The sequence below is a fragment of the Roseateles sp. T103 genome, assembly GCF_057219915.1.
This window is the reverse complement of sequence record NZ_JBXVVS010000007.1, coordinates 75,488-91,812: the sequence shown is the minus strand read 5'-3', so window position 1 is coordinate 91,812 and position 16,325 is coordinate 75,488. Positions and strand designations below refer to the sequence as shown.

Below are 16,325 nucleotides of genomic sequence, written 5' to 3'. Positions count from 1 at the left end.
GAACATGACGACGACGAAGAGCAACAAACTCATCCGCGGCTACGAGGTCGTGATCGGCCTGGAGAACCACGTCCAGCTGTCCACGCAGTCGAAGATCTTCAGCGGCTCCTCCACCGCCTTCGGCGCCGCGCCGAACACGCAGGCCTCGGCCGTGGACCTGGCGCTGCCCGGCACGCTGCCGGTGCTCAACCGTGGCGCGGTGGAGCGGGCCATCCGCTTCGGCCTGGCGGTGGGCGCCAAGGTGGCGCCGCTGTCCATCTTCGCGCGCAAGAACTACTTCTACCCCGACCTGCCCAAGGGCTATCAGATCAGCCAGTTCGAGATCCCGGTGGTGCAGGGCGGCACGGTGGAGTTCTTCGTCGGCGACGAGAAGAGATGCGTGCGCCTGACCCGCGCCCACCTCGAAGAGGATGCGGGCAAGAGCCTGCACGAGGACTACCACGGCCAGTCCGGCATCGACCTGAACCGCGCCGGCACGCCGCTGCTGGAGATCGTCAGCGAGCCCGACATCCGCTCCGGCGCCGAGGCGGCCGAGTACGCGAAGACCCTGCATGCGCTGGTCATGTGGCTGGGCATCTGCGACGGCAATATGCAGGAAGGCTCGTTCCGCTGCGACGTCAACGTCTCGGTGCGCAAGCCCGGCGAGCCCTTCGGCACGCGCCGCGAGATCAAGAACCTCAACAGCTTCCGCTACCTTGTCGACGCGGTGAACTACGAGGTCAACTGGCAGATCGACCAGATCGAGGACGGCCTGGCCATTCAGCAGGCCACGGTGCTCTACAACCCCGACACCGGCGAGACCCGCGCGATGCGCAGCAAGGAAGACTCGGCCGACTACCGCTACTTCCCCGACCCGGACCTGCCGCCGCTGGTGATCGCTCCCGAGTGGGTGGAGCGCGTCAAGGGCGAGATGCCCGAACTGCCCGGCGTGATGGCCAAGCGCTTCGTCGAGGTGGACGGCCTGCCCGAGTACGACGCGACGATGATGACGCAGAGCCTGGCCACCGCGCGCTACTACGAGGCCGCCAAGGCCGCAGGCGCTGCGCCCAAGCTGGTCGCGAACTGGATCATGGGCGAGATCAGCAAGCGGCTGAACGCCGAAGGCGGCGAGATCGATGCCGCGCCGGTGGGCCCGGCGCTGCTGGCCGCGCTGATCGCGCGCATCCAGGACGGCACCATCTCGAACAACGCCGCCAAGCAGGTGTTCGATGTGTTGTGGCTCGCTGGCTCCTTGGGTGGATCACTTTCGCCGTCCTATGCAGACCGGGCGATTTCGGACATGCAGGCCGAATTCGCGGAAGTCGACAAGGTGATCGAAGCCAAGGGTCTCAAGCAGATGAGCGACACCGGCGCCATCGAGGCCATCCTCGACGAAGTGCTGGCCGCCAACCAGAAGTCGGTGGACGAGTTCCGCGCCGGCAAGGACAAGGCCTTCAACGCACTGGTCGGCCAGGCCATGAAGGCCACCAAGGGCAAGGCCAACCCGGCGCTGGTCAACGAGCTGCTGAAGAAGAAGCTCGGCGCGGCCTGATCGCGGTCAAACCTGGCGCAGGGGCCGGGCGTGAGCCAAGCCCCTGTCACGGCAGCGTCGTCGAAGCTCTGCTAAGGTGCGGGTCCAAAAAACAAGAGGAGGCTTCGCATGAGCGACTCCAAGCACTGGACCGCCGCCGGCCTGCAGGGCATGCGTCGTGGTCTGGAAAAGGAAAGCCTGCGCGCACTGCCCAATGGCATGCTGGCGCTCACGCCGCACCCGCTGGCGCTGGGCTCGGCGCTTACCCATGAGCACATCACCACCGACTTCAGCGAAAGCCAGCTGGAGCTGATCACCGGCGTTCATGCCGGGGTCGAGTCCTGCCTGGCCGAGCTGCAGGAGATCCACCAGGCCGTCTACCAGGTGCTGCAGCGCGAAGGCGAGGAGCGCCTGTGGGTCAGCTCCATGCCCTGCGGCCTGCCCACCGACGAGACCATCCCGCTGGGCCGCTACGGCAACAGCAATGTGGGCCGCTCCAAGAGCGTCTACCGCATGGGCCTGGGCCAGCGCTATGGACGGCGCATGCAGACCATCTCGGGCATCCACTACAACTGGAGCCTGCCCGAGGTCAGCACCGAGCAGTACTTCGGCCTGATCCGCAATTTCCGCCGCCACTCCTTCCTGCTGCTCTATCTTTTCGGCGCGTCGCCGGCCTTGTGTTCCACCTTCGTGGCCGGCCGCCAGCACGAGCTGCAGCCGCTGGGCGGCCACACCTTCCACATGCCGCACGGCACCTCGCTGCGCATGGGGCGGCTGGGCTACCAGAGCGACGCGCAGGCCTCGCTGTGCGTCAGCTACAACTGCCTGGAGCGCTACGCCGCCTCGCTGCAAGATGCGCTGACGCGGCCCTACCCGGCCTATGAGGCGATTGGCGTACGCAACCCGGGCGGCGACTACAACCAGCTGGCCACCACGCTGCTGCAGATCGAGAACGAGTTCTACGGCACCATCCGCCCCAAGCGCGTGATCCGCCAGGGCGAGCGCCCGCTGCACGCGCTGCGCGAGCGCGGCGTCGAATACGTGGAAGTGCGCTGCATGGATCTCGATCCCTTCGAGCCGCTGGGCATCAATGCGCAGACCATGCGCTTCCTCGACGTCTTCCTGCTGCACTGCCTCACGCAGCCCAGCGCGCCGGACACGCCCGAAGAAATCGCTGCGCTGGGCGCCAACCAGCACCGCACTGCGGCGCGCGGCCGCGAGCCGGGCCTGCGCCTGCAGCGCGGCGGCGCCGAGGTGGACCTGCGCGAATGGGGCGCCGAGATTGTCGAGCAATGCGCGCCGCTGGCGGCACAGCTCGACGCGCTGCATGGCGGCACACCCCATGCCGAGGCGCTGGCGATGGCGCGCGCTCGGCTGGCCAATGCCGAGCTGACGCCGTCGGCTCGCGTGCTCGCCGCGATGAAGCAGGACTTCGGCGATTCGCACGTGGCCTTCATCCGCGCCCAGTCCGAGCAGACCCGCCAGCGCCTGCTGGCCCTGGCGTGGAGCGACGCGCAGGATGATCGTTATGCCCGGATGGCCGCCGAGTCCATCGCCGCGCAGCGCCGCATCGAGGCGGCCGACGCGCTGGACTTCGAGACCTACCGCCAGCAGTACCTGGCGCCGCAGAGCCTGGTGACGGGCTGAGGGCGCGGACCCAGCGGGTGGTGCCGGCTAGGGGCTTGGGATGGCTGGGGCGATCAGCGCCATGCTATGGTCGACGCGAGGTCATGAGCATGCACATCGAAGAGCGCATACAGATTGCCGTGCCCCCGGCCGTCATCGATCGAATCTGGAGTGAGGTCGATGGCTGGCACCTGTGGGACCCCGACACCAAGAAGGCGACGCTAGACGGGCCGTTCGCGGTCGGCAGCAAGGGCCGCATCGTGCCGAGCAAGGGCATGGGCGTGCCGATGGTGATCACCGAACGGACGGCAGGCCGCTCGTTCACCGTCGAGGGCTACATTCCGCTGTTCCGGATGCATTTCGAGCACCGCGTGGAAGCCGTCGCTGGCGGCGGCTCCGAAGTTGCCCATCGTGTCTGGTTCAGTGGTCCGCTGGCCTTTCTTTTCGGGCCTGGCGTCGCCAAGCAGGTCCGCGAGGGACTGCCGAGAACGATGCGCTCCCTCAAGGCTTATGCCGAGCAGCGGCACCAGCGGCACCAGCGGCAGGCGGCAGGTCCCGCCTGAGCGGGCTGCCGGTCGCCGACGGCCCCTGCGCGCGCCGAAGTCATCAGCCAGTGCAAGCCGGCGCTGCTCGCTCAGGCGACGAAGGTCACAGACCCAGCCTGCCCGCCACCTCGCTCCACGGTACCAGCTTGAAGTTCTGCGTGCCCAGCGGCAGCCGTTTGCGGCCGTCCTGCACCACCAGCAGGCCTTCGCGGTAAGGGCCCCCGAGATTGGCGGAGGTCACCTCCAGACCGTCGGTCTCCGAGGCGCCGTCGATGCCCAATGCGGCGTTGATGCCGATGCGGAAGGTACCGCGCAGCGCATGCGGCGCATCGGCGTCATAGACCGCATAGCTGTCATTGCCCTGCGAGGACACCACCAAGACGCGGCCCTTGGGCGAGTCGTGGATGGCGAGGCCTTCCACATCGGCGTGCAGCGCGGCGCTCACCGGAATGACCAGCACCGGCTCGGCCGAGGCCTGGCCCGCGCCCAGCGCCACGCGCCAGACGCCGCGCTTTTCCTCGCCGACGAAGAGCTGCTGCTTGGCCTCGTCCACCACGCAGCCCTCGGGCTGGCTGGGCAGGCGGAACTCGCGCACCAGGGTCGCGCTCCAGCCGCCCTTCTTGCCGGGCTCGCGCTGCAGGCGAAGCTGGCGCACGCGGCCGTCCTTGTCGTTGGGGAAGGCGTCCAGCCCGCCCTCGGCGTTGCGGCCAACGCAGATGCCATAGATGTCGTCCAGGCCGGTGGGCAGGCGGGCCAGCTCGCGCACGCGGCCGTCCTGCGGCGAGATGTCGAACAGCACCAGCGCGTGTTCGTCGCGCTGCGTGGCCACGGCCAGGTCCATCAGCTCGCGGCCATAGCGCAGGCGCTGGCGCAGATCCACATTGTTGATGCGGCCCACCGGCAGGAACTGGCGCTCGCGACCCTGCAGGTCGTAGACCGCCAGGCCCAGCTTCTTGTCGGTGCCCAGCACCAGGCTGCGCGAGCCCTGGCGCGGGTGCACCCAGATGGCCGGGTCATCGGCAGCATCGCCCTGGGCGCGCACCGGCTGCGTTTGCGCGCTGGGCAGCACGATGGCTGGCGCGGGCGCCGTGGCCGCTGTGGCCGCTGGGTCGGGGTGTGCCGCCAGCCACTCGTCCAGGCGCTGCAGCAGAGCCTTGTCGTCCGACTTGGCATCCGCCAGCAGCAGGCTACGGCCCTCGCGCTCGGCATCGGCGGCATAGCGCCATAGGCCCACGCCGGGTTCGGCGATATAGAGCGCGCCCTCCGTGTCGCGCACGCGGCAGGCCAGCGGTGCCTGCGGCGTGGCCAGGCGGCGCAGCTGGCGCGGTGCGCTGCGGCCGCTCTCATCCAGCAGCCATTGCTCGGACAAGCCATCCTCGCCCAGCAGGAAGAGCTGCAGCAGGCCTTGCGCATCGCGGTACAGGCACAGCTGCTCGGCCGCAAAGGCCGGGCCGGGCCAGCGCGCCAGCTGCTGCAGCTGGCTGCCATCCCGCTCGGCGCGCAGTAGCAGCAGGCGCCCGCTGTCGGCGTCCTGCACCACGGCGAGCGCCCGGCGTTGGGCATCGCTGCGCTGGTCCCAGCGCTTGATGCGCAGCTTGAGCTGATCGCTGACACGCCCGTCCGCCGTGCGCAGCTCCAGGCCCTGCTTGCCCAGGCTCATGGACTGGGCCCGGGTCCCGCCGGCGGCCAGCGCCAGGGCGGTGGCTGCCATAAGTGCAGCCAGGGGAAAAGCCTTCTTCATCGTCTGCCTCATGCTCGCCATCATCATCAGAACAGCGCTGCCTTCACGCCGATCTTGAAGCTGCGACCATACTGCTCGTACTGCGCATTGCGGGCCTTGTCGGCCTGGTAGACGTAGTACTTCGCATTGGCCAGGTTCAGCGCCTCGAAGCTCAGCTCCACGCGGCGGTTGAGCTGGTAGCGCAGCGCGAAGTCCAGCTGTTTCTGGCTGTCCACCTTGAGGTCCTTGTCGGCATCGAACACATCGCCCACCTCCAGCATATAGGGCGACTTGCGGTTCAGCGCCAGGCGCGTGCTCAGGCCATGGCCTTCCCAGCCGAGGCTGAGGTTGACGGTGTGGTCCGACTGGCTGGGCAGCGCGATCTCGCGCGACTTCCACACGCCGCCGTCGTAGCCGCCGATGCGCGCCTTCGAGTCGACGAAGGTGGCGTTGGCGCCGACGATCAGGCCGTTGAACGGCACGGGCAGCTGGCGCAGCAGCTGGCTGTAGGCCAGCTCCAGGCCGCGCACCGTGGCCTTGTCGCCGTTGGCGTAGCTGTGCACGGCGCTGAAGGCCTCCCAGCCCTTGCTGCCGGCCAGATCGGTCTGGAACACGAAGTCCTTGATGTTCTTCTGGAACAGATAGGCCGACACCGCGCCCTCGCGCCCGTCGCGGCCCAGCGCATGTTCGATGCCCAGATCGAAGTTGCGCGAGCGCAGCGGCTTCAGCAGCGGGTTGCCCAGCTCGGCCTCGTCGCCATCGACCACGCGGCCGGGCGAGAGCTGGCCGAAGGTGGGGCGCAGCACCGAATTCGTCAGCGCGGCGCGCAGCTGCGTGTTCTTGCCGGCCAGGTCCTGGCGCAGCAGCAGCGCGGGCAGCCAATGGCTGCTGCGGGTGTTGGCGCTGGTGGGGCTGAGCACATCATCCAGCGCGCCAAAGCCCTGGGCGCTGAAGCTGATGCGCTCGTAGCGCAGACCGCCCAGCAGCTGCGTGCCGCCCTGCTCCCAGCGCAGCTGGGCATAGCCGGCGTCCACGTCTTCCTGCATCGCGAAGTCGTTGGTGGCCGAGTCCACGGCGTCGCGGAACTTGGCGGGGTCAAGACCTGACACCAGGCGGCGCAGCGCGTCGGCATTCAGTGCCGGGCCGAAGCTGCCCCAGGCATAGTCAACCACCGCGCCGCCGGCGAGGAACTGGTCCATCGCCAGCGCTCCCTTGGCGATGCCGGCCTTGGTGAGGTTCTTGGCGCTGTAGGCGAGGGTTTCCTGCTCATTGCGCTTGTCGCGGCGTGTGGCCTTCAGGCCGGTTTTGAGCTCCAGCTCGGCGCCGCCCGCCAGTTCGAACTCGCGCTGCAGATCCAGCTTGGCATGCTGCACGCGGTCAGTGGCCTTGGAGTCTTCGATCTTGAACTTGTCCAGCGTGTAGCCGCTGCTCGCGGCCAGGCCGGCGGGGCCCACCAGCTGCGGTCGCTGCGTGCCGCTGAAGCCCACGGCGTCGAACGACGACTTGAACGACGAGGAGGCCAGCGCATCGGGCTTGCCCTCGCTGGCGCGTCCCTGGCCGGCTTCGGCATTGAGCTGCCAGTCGCTCAGCGCGAAGTTGCCACCCAGCACCAGCGAGTTGCTGCGGTTGTTCTCGTCGCGCGACTTCAGGCCGCGCAGCACGGTGGCCTTGCCCAAGGCGCCGCTGGCCTGCGCATCGTCGAACTCGACCGCCTGCGACTGGCGGGTCTCGCTGTCATCGAACTGGCTGGCGAAGCCGCGCAGGTAGTAATGCTGGCCTTGAACCGGCTTGTAGTCGAGGTTGATCGCGGCGCCGATGCGCTCGCGCAGGATCTCGTAGCGGCGCAGCTCGAACTCCTCCAGCTTGTCGCCGTCCCAGGCGCCGCCGGTCTCGACGTTGTCGCTGGCGAAGCGGCGCTGGTCGGCCGAGACCGACAGCGCCACGCCCAGCGTGTTGCCCAGGAAGCGGTCGGCGAAGGTCAGCGAGCCGCGGGGTCGGGTCTTGCCCGCGTTCGCGTCGTGGTTGCCGCCCAGCTCGACGCTGAACAGCCGGCCGGGCAGATCGAAGGCCGACAGCGTGTTCACGGCCACACTGCCGCCGATGGAGTTGGCATCGTCCGCCGGGGTCAGCGTCTTGGCCACCACCAGCGAGCGGATCAGCCCGGCCGGCACCGCGTCCAGCCCCGGCGCGCGGCGGTCGGCCTCGGAGGCCGGCACGGTGGCGCCGTTGATGGTGACGGCGTTGTAGTCGGGGCCCATGCCGCGCACGCGGATGAAGCGGCCCTCGCCCTGGTCGCGCTCGACCGAGACGCCCGGCAGCCGGGCCAGCGCCTCGGCGGCGTTGTTGTCGGGCAGCGCGCCGATCGCGTCGGCATGCACCACGCTGACCACACCCAGGGCAGCGCGCTGCTTGTCCAGCGCGCTGCGCAGGCTGGCGCCCTGGCCGACCACGACCACGGTCGCGAGCTTGTTCTCCTCGGTGTCAGCCTGCCTCTTCTTGTCGGCGTTGGCGGGCTGGGCCTGGGCGGTCCAGGCCAGAGCCAGGCAGAGGCTGAGCAGGCTCAGGCGGGGCAGCTGTGGGGCTTGAGTGCGTCGGAGGAATGCGGTTCTCATGATCTTGTCCGGGGTGGGTCCGTTCGTTGCGTCCCGGCCATGCTTGCGGGCGCAGATGGCGGCGCCGTGACAGTGCGGCTGCAGGAGTGGCGGCAGCGCAGTCGACCCGCCGAACTGAGCCCTTCGGACCCCCCCCACGCAGCATGCCCGCCACGTATGACGGTTTGTCATACAAGCGACCTAGCATCGGCGCGCATGAATCGCGACGACAAGACAAGCGCCGGCCTGGCCCTGCCCCGCTGGATGCGTGCCAAGGGCGATGGCAAGCCGCTGCATTTCGCGCCGGTGCTGGGCAGCGCGCACTTCGGCCATCTGCTGCTGCTCGCGATGGCGCTGCTGGCCTGGCCCTTCGCCGAGCTGGGCCTGCCCCGAGCGCTGGCGCAGTGGCGCTGGATGGACATCGTCGGCGAAGGCGGCGCCACGCTGATGGTGAGCCTGTGGCTGGGCTATGTGCGTGCCGCGCGGCCGGCCGGCGTGGTGACCAACTGGCTCAGCCTCGGTCTGGCCGGCATGGCGCTGGGCGTCTGGGTGGACCTGCTCGACGAATTCTGGCTGCTGCCCAAGGCCATCGTCTGGGACAACTGGCTCGAATCCGCGCTGATGCCGCTGGGCATGCTGCTGCTCACCGTGGGCCTGCACCTGTGGCGACAGGAGCAGCTGGCGCTGAACCGCCAGCTGCGCCAGCGCGAGCGCGTGTTCCGCGACCACCGGCGCATCGATGCGCTGACCCAGTTGGCCGATGCCGACTACATGGCGGCGCAGATCGTGCTGGAGCGCCGCGAAGGCCGGAGCGGCACGCTGCTGATGTTCGGCTGGCAGGCAGTAGACGCGCTGGCGCGCTGCCACGGCCTGGCTGCCGCCGACCGTCTGGTGCAGGCCGCGGCCCTGCTGTTGCAGCTGCACCTGCCGGCCGATGCGCTGCTGTGCCGCTATGCGGGCGACCGCCTGCTGGTGCTGCTGCCGGGGTGCAGCGACGAGGCCACCGCGTCGGTGCAGCACCAGCAGCTGCGCGCCGCGCTGGAACTTTGGCGCCACGAGCTGCCCGATGGCGAGCGCTTGGCGCTTCCGGTGCAGAGCGCGATGGCCACCACCGACGAACTCGACGGCCCGCCGCAGGCGCTGCTGCTGCGCTTGCTCGAGCGCCTGGCTTGAGCGACTGACGATGAGGGCCATGTCGAGCGAGACGCTCACCATTGCACGCTGGCTGGACGAGGCGGCCCTGCCGGTGTCGGCCGCTTCCACCGCTGCGCCGGACTGCTACGAGCTCGACAGCGCCTGCCTGTCCTGGGGCGATCAGGCGGTGCTGCTGGCCGAGTTCGCGCGCAGCCGCGAGCTGCCTTTCGCTGCGCTGTGCGCCGACGCGGGCCTGCGTCCCGGCCAGGCGCTGCTGAACCCGCGCCAGCTGCTCGCGCTGCTCGAAGGCCTGCGCCGCGACGGTGGCGCAGACACGGCTTTCGTGATCGGTCGCCAGCTCTTGCCCGGCCATTACGGCCTGGCCAGCCAGGCGCTGGCCCAGGCGGCCGATCTGCGTGATGCGCTGCAGCAGCTGTGCCGCTGGTCCGGCCGCCTGAGCCCGCTGCTGGCGCCGCGGCTGTTGATCGACGAGCAGGAGCTGATGCTGGTGTGGACCGACGCCTGCGGCCTGCCGCCCAGTCTGCGCGGCTTCGTCGTCGACCTGCACATGAGCGCCGTGGCGCAGGGCTGCGCCGCACTGGCCGGCCAGGCGCTGCCCTGGCGCTATTGCTTCAACCGCACCGCGCCGCGCGACATCGCACAGCATGCGGTGTTCCTTGGCCCGAGTCTGCAGTTCGACTGCCAGGTGGACGCGATGCGCATCGACATCGCCTGGGCCATGCAGCCCTGGCGCGGCGATGCCCGGCAGGCGGCGTTTGCGCGCCGCGCGCTGGCACAGGGCGCCGATGCCCAGGCAGCGCGCCGCGGGCTGATCGCCGCGCTGCACGACCGTCTGGTGCCTCGCCTGGCCGAGCCTCCGTCGCTGGAGCAGCTGGCGGCCGAGTTCGGTGTCAGCGCGGCGACGCTGAAGCGCCGCCTGGCCCAGCACGGCAGCCACTACCAGGCCGAGCTGGACCAGCTGCGCGCCTGGGTGGCGTTGTACCTGCTCGGTCCGCGTGGCCAGGGCAATGAGGCGGTGGCCAGCGCCTTGGGCTTCTTCGACAGCGCCAACTTCCGCCGCTTCTTTAAGCGCTGGACCGGCTTGCTGCCTAGCGCGGTGGCGCGTTGAGACGCGGCGGGCGGCTACAGGTTGCCGCTGCGCCTCAAACCCTCCAGCCGCAAGGCGATGCGCTGCTCCAGCTCGGCCAGCTGGCGCTGCAGAGCCTGCTGGCGGGCTGACGCGCGAAGCGTCCGTCGATTTCGACGAAGTCGGTTCCCGCAATTGACGCCAGCGGCGGCATGGGCATGAGCGCATCCCGGGTCCAGCCGGGCATCTCCTAGGTTCCGTGGGCGTCGTCGCGCGCTTGGCGCGACAAGCAGAGTTGCTGCTGCGCCGCCGCCCCACGGCGCCTTAGCAGGCCGAAGCCAGCCAAGGCGCTCAGCGCTAGCGGCAGTGTGGGCGGCGTCGGCACCCGGGTCGGGTCAACCGGCGTGACGGTGTATTGCTCGACGCGGATCTCTGAGTAGGCGAGCGACGTGACGCCTGGCTGTACCTCGAATGCATAGCCCAGCATCAAAGTGTCGTAGAGCAGCGTCAGCGCCGGTGTGATCGAGAACAGCAGGCCGTAGAAGTGTCCGCCGCTGATGTCCGGCCCCGTCCCGGTGAACAGGGGTGACACCCAGGTGACGAGTTGCGGCGCTTGAGAGTTGTAGCCGTAGGCGTTGGGCTTGAATCCGTTGAATGCAAAGCTGAGGCTTCCTGCTTGAGCGCTGCCGCTCACCGGCCCGAGGTTGTCGGCGGGGTCGTAGCTGCCATCGCTGAAGGTCTCGTTGAACGTCAATGACAGCGTTACCTGAGTACCAATGGGCAGGCCGGTGCTGAGGTCGCCGGACATGGGGCCGGCGACGGTACCGTGAAGATTCAGTGTTACCAGCGTTGCCGACGCGGTAGCGCACGTAGCGGCGAGCAGTGCGCCGGTGGCGGCGTGTATCCAGGGGATCCATTTCTTGGGCATCGCGTCCTCCTCGGCGGCCACCTCGGCCGCATGCCCACGGTTTTAGGGCGAGCCCCGTTATCCGAGCGTTAGAGAGCTGTCGGCCGGCAACGACACTGCCGAGCTTGGCAATTTGCAGGCGTACGGGCGGTGGCCGGCGCTAACGCCCGGCTACAGACTTCCGCTTCGCCTCAAACCCTCCAGCCGCAACGCGATGCGCTGCTCCAGCTCGGCCAGCTGGCGCTGCAGCGCCAGCGCTGCTTCGCCGTCGCCGGCCGCATCGAGCGCGGCGCGCAGCTGCGCGCGTTCGTGGAACAGTGCCAGCTCCGGAGGCGCATAGCCGGCGTTCTTGAGGATCTTGAAGGGCAGGCGCAGCTCGGCGGGCGTGGCGGCTAAGCCCGCGTCCTCGGCCAGCGGCTTGCCCCAGCTCTCGGCTGCGGCCAGCTCGCCGGACGCGCGCGCGTCTTCCAGCGCGCGGGCGATCTGTTCGTCGAGTGTGGCCATGCTGCCCTCCCGCTTGTGTTTCGTCGTTCAGCGCTCCGCCAGCGCCAGCTTGAGGCCGAAGGAAACGAACAGCGCACCGATGGCGCGGTTCAGCCACTGCGCCAGCGCGCCGCCCAGGCGCAGGCGCCGGCTGGCCAGCGCGGTGAACAGTGCCAGCGCCTGGCACCACAGCATGCCGTTGAGGTTGAAGATGCTGCCCAGCACGATGAAGGCCAGCGCCTTGTGCGGCGCATCCGGCGCGATGAACTGCGGCACGAAGGCCAGGAAAAACAGCGCCACCTTGGGGTTCAGCACATTGGTGAGAAAGCCCTGCACGAAGATCTGCCGGTAGCTCGGTGCGGCCGCAGCCGGCGCGCTGCCTGACAGGTCCGCCACCGCTTCGCCGCGCTGGCGTGCCAGCAGCATCTGCAGGCCCATGTAGACCAGATAGGCCGCGCCCACCCACTTCACCAGCGTGAAGCCCCAGCTGCTGGCGGCCAGCAGCGCCGACAGGCCCAGCGCCGCGGCCAGCACATGCACGCAGATGCCGGCGCCTATGCCCAGCGTGGCCGCGCTGCCGGCCCGCCAGCCCTGGCTGGCGCTGCGCGTCATCACCAGCACGGAATCCGGCCCCGGCGCGATGTTCAGCAGCAGGCCGGAGACGATGAACAGCGGCAGATCGTGGATGCCCAGCATGAGGGACTCGCGGGTGTTGTGGGGCTGATGGGTAGGCTGATTGTTGACTATGGCGTCGGTGCGGCCGAGCGCCCCTGTGCGCCGACCCGGTTTGCGGCCTTGCCGCACGCCGCGTTCCGGCTTTGGGCATGATGCGGCCCTCGCCAATCCAAGCTCCCACACCCATGCGCCGACTGACCTTCGCCCTTCTCGCCCTGGCCGCCGCGTCCGCCGTGCAGGCCCAGGCACCCAAGACCGTGGACACCGTGGCCTCGGGCCTGGACCGTCCCTGGGCCCTGGCCTTCCTGCCCGGTGGCGATTTCCTCGTCACCGAGAAGCCCGGCGCGCTGCGCCTGGTCAGCGCCGCCGGGCAGATCAGCGCGCCGCTGAGCGGCCTGCCCGCCGTGGACTTCGCCGGCCAGGGCGGGCTGCTGGACCTGGTGCTGGACCGCGATTTCGAGCGCAGCCGCGCGCTGTCCTTCTGCTTCACCGAGCCGGGCACCGGCGCGGAAAAGGGCAGCAACGGCACCGCGCTGGCCCGCGCCACGCTGAAGGCCGACCGCTCGGGTCTGGAGAATGTGCAGGTCATCTTCCGCCAGGCGCCGAAGATGGAGGGCCGCCACCACTTCGGCTGCCGCATCGTCGAGGCCGCCGACGGCCAGAGCCTGTTCATGACCCTGGGCGAGCGCTACAAGGGCATGCAGCAGGCGCAGACGCTGGACAACCACATGGGCAAGGTGGTGCGTGTGCTCAAGGACGGCCGGCCCCACCCCGACAACCCCTTCGTCAAGACGGCCGGCGCGCGCCCCGAGATCTACAGCCTGGGCCACCGCAATCCGCAGGGTGCGCTGCTCGATGCCAAGGGGCAGCTGTGGCTGCACGAGCACGGCCCGCAGGGCGGCGACGAGATCAACCGCGTGCAGGCCGGGCGCAACTATGGCTGGCCGGTGATCACCTACGGCGAGAACTACGGCGGCGGCAAGATCGGCGAGGGCCTGACGAAAAAGGACGGCCTGGAGCAGCCGGTGTGGCAGTGGACGCCATCGATCGCGCCTTCGGGCTTCACGCAGATCACCAGCACCGCCTACGGTGCGGCCTGGCAGGGCAGCTATGTGGTGGGTGCGCTGAAGTTCCGCCAGCTGCAGCGCCTCACGCTGGATACCGACGGCCGCATCGTCGGCAAGCCCGAGGTCTTCCAGGCCGACATCGGCCGCGTACGCGATGTGCGCCAGGGCCCGGACGGCCTGCTTTACGTGCTCACCGAAGACCAGCCTGGTCGCCTTCTGCGCCTGAAGCCCTGAGAACCTGTGAAAGAACCACTCACGCCCGCTCGACGCGCCCTGACGGCCCCGCTCGTCGTTGCAAATGCTCGCCATAGCCCGAGCTATGGCTGCGCTTTGCGCCTAGATCGGCCCCGCCCTGTCGCGCCGCTCGGACGCGACCGGCTCATTCACAGGTTCTGAGATGTCCGCGATCGCCGCCAGCCTGCTGCTGGCTACGGCCGAGTTGCCCCTGGTCGTCGTCAGCGGCGGCCTGCGCAATGCGCCGCTGCTGGACGCGCCGGCGGCGGTGGGCGTGCTCGATGCCGAGGCCATCGCGCGCAGCGGCCCCGGCGTGCAGCTCAGCGAATCGCTGGGTCGCCTGCCCGGCGTCTGGGCAGCCGACCGCGGCAATGCGGCGCAGGACCTGCAGCTCAGCGTGCGCGGCTTCGGCGCGCGGGCCAGCTTCGGCGTGCGCGGCCTGCGCCTGTTCGTCGACGGCCTGCCGGCCACCGCGCCCGATGGCAGCGGCGCGGTGGGCCACTATCCGCTTGACGCCGCGGCGCGGCTGGAGCTGCTGCGCGGCCCGTTCAGCGCGCTGCACGGCGTGCACAGCGGCGGCGCACTCAGCCTGATCACGCGCGCGCCGCAGGGCGGCGAGCTGCGCTGGGGCGGCGACATCTGGGCCAGCAGCGACGAGCAGCAGCAGCTGCGCCTGCAGGCCGAGGGCGGCGCGCAGGCCTCGCCCTGGCGCCTGGGCCTGGCGCACTGGCGCAGCGCGGGCCAGCGGCCGCAGTCGGGCGCCGAGCGCAGCCTGCTCGATGCGCGCTGGGACTTCCAGCCCGGCTGGAGCGCGCGCGTCAATCTGCAGAGCCAGCCGGCCGAAGACCCGCTGGGCCTGACGCGCGCGCAGTGGCAGGCCGACCCCGACAGCACCGCGCCTGCGGCGCTGAGCTTCGACAGCCGCAAGAGCCTGCAGCAGCAGCAGCTGGGTCTGGCCGGTGGCTGGGGCCAGGGCTGGCAGCTGCGCGTCTGGGCGCAGGGCCGCCAGGTGCGGCAGTGGCAGGCCATTCCGGTGGCCAGCCAGGTGCCGGCCGCCCACCCCGGCGGCGTGATCGATCTGGACCGCCGCCTGCTGGGCCTAGATCTGCGCCGCGAGGGCGAGGGCTGGACGGCGGGCTTACAGCTCGAAGGGCAGGTCGAGCAGCGCCGCGGTTATGAGAACTTCGTCGCTTCGCAGCTGGGGGTCACCGGCGCGCTGCGCCGCGACGAGCGCAATACTGCCCTCAGCACCGAACTCTATGTGCAGGGCGAGCAGGCGCTCGGCGATGCACTGACGCTGCACGCCGGCCTGCGCCTGGGCCGTCTGGCGCTGCGCAGCCGCGATCAGTTCCTGGCCAATGGCGACGACGGCGGTAGCCTGACCCGCCCAACCGCGCTGCCCGCGCTGGGCCTGGTGGGCAAGCTGGGGCCGCGCAGCCGCTGGTTCGCCAGCCTGGGCCAGGCCAGCGAGACGCCCACACTGGCCGAGCAGGCCTACAAGCCGGACGGCAGCGCCGGCCTGAACACCGCGCTGCGCCCGCAGCGCAGCCGCCAGGGCGAGATCGGCATCAAGCACTTGCAAGGCAGCGGCGCCCAGGCCTGGGCGCTGGAGGCGGTGGCCTTCGCCGCCGACACCCGCGACGAGATCGTCAGCGCGCGCAACAGCGGCGGCCGTGCCGCCTTCGTCAATGCCGGGCGCACGCGGCGCCAGGGCCTGGAGCTGCAGGCGCAGGGCGCGCTGCCCGGTGACAGCGGCGCGCGCTGGGCGCTGGCCGCTACCGCGCTGAGTGCCCGCGTCAGCCAGGCCTATGCGGTGTGCGGCGCGCCGCCCTGCGCCACGGCCAGCCTGAGCGTGCCGGCCGGTGCGCGCCTGCCCGGCGTGCCCTCGCGCACGCTGCGGCTGGACCTGTCCACCGCGGAAGGCGCGCCCTGGCAGGGCGGATTCACGCTCAGCGCCCGCAGCCGCATCTGGGTGGACGAGCGCAACAGCGACGCCGCGCCCGGCACCGCACTGCTGGCCGTCTGGTGGCGCTGGCAGCTGGATGCGCGCAGCACGCTGACGCTGCGCGCCGACAACATCGCCGACCGCCGGCACATCGCCAGCGTGATCGTCAACGAGGCCAACAGCCGCTTCTTCGAGCCCGGCCCGGGCCGTCGCCTGAGCCTGCAGCTGCAGCGCACGCTGGGACGCTGAGGTCAGCAAGCATGCATGCATGCTTGCAGGCAGGCGGGCCTGCACCACGCCCTGCCCCGGGTTGATTCGATGATTCCGCCGGGCTCAGCCCAGCTCGAAGCGCATGATGCAGAAGCTCTCGCTGACCTGTTCGTGCAGCTGCGCGCCTAGCCGGCTGTAGAAGCCCGGCCCGTCGGTGCCGAAGTACAGGCGCGGCAGACCCAGGCGGCGCGCTTCGGCGAGCAGCGCGCGCACCAGCGCGCTGCCGATGCCACGGCCCCGCTCTACCGGGCTGACCACCATCGCGGCCAGCCAGGGCCGCAGGTGGGGACGCTTGGCGTCGTCGTTCTCGATCAGGTTGATGGTGCCGAGCAGCCGTCCGTCCTCGACGGCGATGAGGCAGAGCGGAATGCGATCGGGGTCGGTGGCGGTGCGCAGATGGGCGAGCAGATCGGCCTCGCTATAGCCGCCCTCGACGCCTCGCCAGAACTCCTCGTAGATCAGCCGCGCCACCGCCTCGGTGTGCTGCGGCTGCTGGTACAGGTGCAGGATTTGCGCTTGCATCGTCGGCCT

The 16,325-nt window shown here is 70.1% G+C and carries 13 protein-coding genes; 7 read left to right on the top strand and 6 right to left on the bottom strand.

The genetic code is table 11. The features are described from left to right. The first annotated feature begins 4 nt into the window (after positions 1 to 4). From gatB to AC2EBS_RS17385, 3 genes are all read left to right on the top strand, one after another. Positions 5 to 1,531 carry an Asp-tRNA(Asn)/Glu-tRNA(Gln) amidotransferase subunit GatB gene (gatB, locus tag AC2EBS_RS17395; protein ID WP_484729718.1) on the top strand — a complete coding sequence of 509 codons (1,527 nt, stop codon included), beginning with the start codon at positions 5 to 7 and terminating at the stop codon, positions 1,529 to 1,531. 108 nt (positions 1,532 to 1,639) lie between these two features. Beyond that, positions 1,640 to 3,157: a glutamate--cysteine ligase gene (gene gshA / locus AC2EBS_RS17390; protein ID WP_484729717.1), complete on the top strand. Its 1,518-nt coding sequence runs from the start codon at positions 1,640 to 1,642 to the stop codon at positions 3,155 to 3,157. Positions 3,158 to 3,240: 83 nt separating this feature from the next. Continuing rightward, the gene (locus tag AC2EBS_RS17385) at positions 3,241 to 3,699 is read left to right on the top strand and encodes an SRPBCC family protein (protein WP_484729716.1); all 459 of its coding nucleotides are present in this window, start codon (positions 3,241 to 3,243) and stop codon (positions 3,697 to 3,699) included. An 85-nt stretch (positions 3,700 to 3,784) separates the two neighbouring features. Here AC2EBS_RS17385 and AC2EBS_RS17380 read toward each other — a convergent pair whose 3' ends face one another. Both AC2EBS_RS17380 and AC2EBS_RS17375 read right to left on the bottom strand, forming a co-directional pair. After that, the gene (locus AC2EBS_RS17380; protein WP_484729715.1) at positions 3,785 to 5,392 is read right to left on the bottom strand and encodes a phytase; all 1,608 of its coding nucleotides are present in this window, start codon (positions 5,390 to 5,392) and stop codon (positions 3,785 to 3,787) included. Between the two features lie 56 nt (positions 5,393 to 5,448). Beyond that, a complete protein-coding gene (locus tag AC2EBS_RS17375) occupies positions 5,449 to 8,013 on the bottom strand; it encodes a TonB-dependent receptor (RefSeq protein WP_484729714.1) in 2,565 nt (854 codons plus the stop codon). Positions 8,014 to 8,208: 195 nt separating this feature from the next. Here AC2EBS_RS17375 and AC2EBS_RS17370 point away from each other — a divergent pair, with 195 nt between their 5' ends. Both AC2EBS_RS17370 and AC2EBS_RS17365 read left to right on the top strand, forming a co-directional pair. Then, positions 8,209 to 9,165 carry a GGDEF domain-containing protein gene (locus tag AC2EBS_RS17370; protein WP_484729713.1) on the top strand — a complete coding sequence of 319 codons (957 nt, stop codon included), beginning with the start codon at positions 8,209 to 8,211 and terminating at the stop codon, positions 9,163 to 9,165. Positions 9,166 to 9,184: 19 nt separating this feature from the next. Then, complete coding sequence (locus AC2EBS_RS17365; protein WP_484729712.1) at positions 9,185 to 10,255, top strand: helix-turn-helix domain-containing protein; 1,071 nt, start codon at positions 9,185 to 9,187, stop codon at positions 10,253 to 10,255. Between the two features lie 208 nt (positions 10,256 to 10,463). Here AC2EBS_RS17365 and AC2EBS_RS17360 read toward each other — a convergent pair whose 3' ends face one another. From AC2EBS_RS17360 to AC2EBS_RS17350, 3 genes are all read right to left on the bottom strand, one after another. After that, a complete protein-coding gene (locus AC2EBS_RS17360; protein ID WP_484729711.1) occupies positions 10,464 to 11,141 on the bottom strand; it encodes a hypothetical protein in 678 nt (225 codons plus the stop codon). A gap of 150 nt (positions 11,142 to 11,291) precedes the next feature. After that, the gene (locus tag AC2EBS_RS17355; RefSeq protein WP_484729710.1) at positions 11,292 to 11,624 is read right to left on the bottom strand and encodes a DnaJ family domain-containing protein; all 333 of its coding nucleotides are present in this window, start codon (positions 11,622 to 11,624) and stop codon (positions 11,292 to 11,294) included. A 27-nt stretch (positions 11,625 to 11,651) separates the two neighbouring features. Continuing rightward, positions 11,652 to 12,299, bottom strand: coding sequence for a LysE family translocator (locus tag AC2EBS_RS17350; RefSeq protein WP_484729709.1), 648 nt, complete (start codon positions 12,297 to 12,299; stop codon positions 11,652 to 11,654). Positions 12,300 to 12,463: 164 nt separating this feature from the next. Here AC2EBS_RS17350 and AC2EBS_RS17345 point away from each other — a divergent pair, with 164 nt between their 5' ends. Both AC2EBS_RS17345 and AC2EBS_RS17340 read left to right on the top strand, forming a co-directional pair. Then, positions 12,464 to 13,579, top strand: a complete 1,116-nt coding sequence (locus AC2EBS_RS17345) for a PQQ-dependent sugar dehydrogenase (protein ID WP_484729708.1) — start codon at positions 12,464 to 12,466, stop codon at positions 13,577 to 13,579. A gap of 163 nt (positions 13,580 to 13,742) precedes the next feature. After that, positions 13,743 to 15,773: a TonB-dependent receptor family protein gene (locus AC2EBS_RS17340; protein ID WP_484729707.1), complete on the top strand. Its 2,031-nt coding sequence runs from the start codon at positions 13,743 to 13,745 to the stop codon at positions 15,771 to 15,773. An 84-nt stretch (positions 15,774 to 15,857) separates the two neighbouring features. Here AC2EBS_RS17340 and AC2EBS_RS17335 read toward each other — a convergent pair whose 3' ends face one another. Next, complete coding sequence (locus AC2EBS_RS17335; RefSeq protein ID WP_484729706.1) at positions 15,858 to 16,316, bottom strand: GNAT family N-acetyltransferase; 459 nt, start codon at positions 16,314 to 16,316, stop codon at positions 15,858 to 15,860. Positions 16,317 to 16,325: the final 9 nt, after the last annotated feature.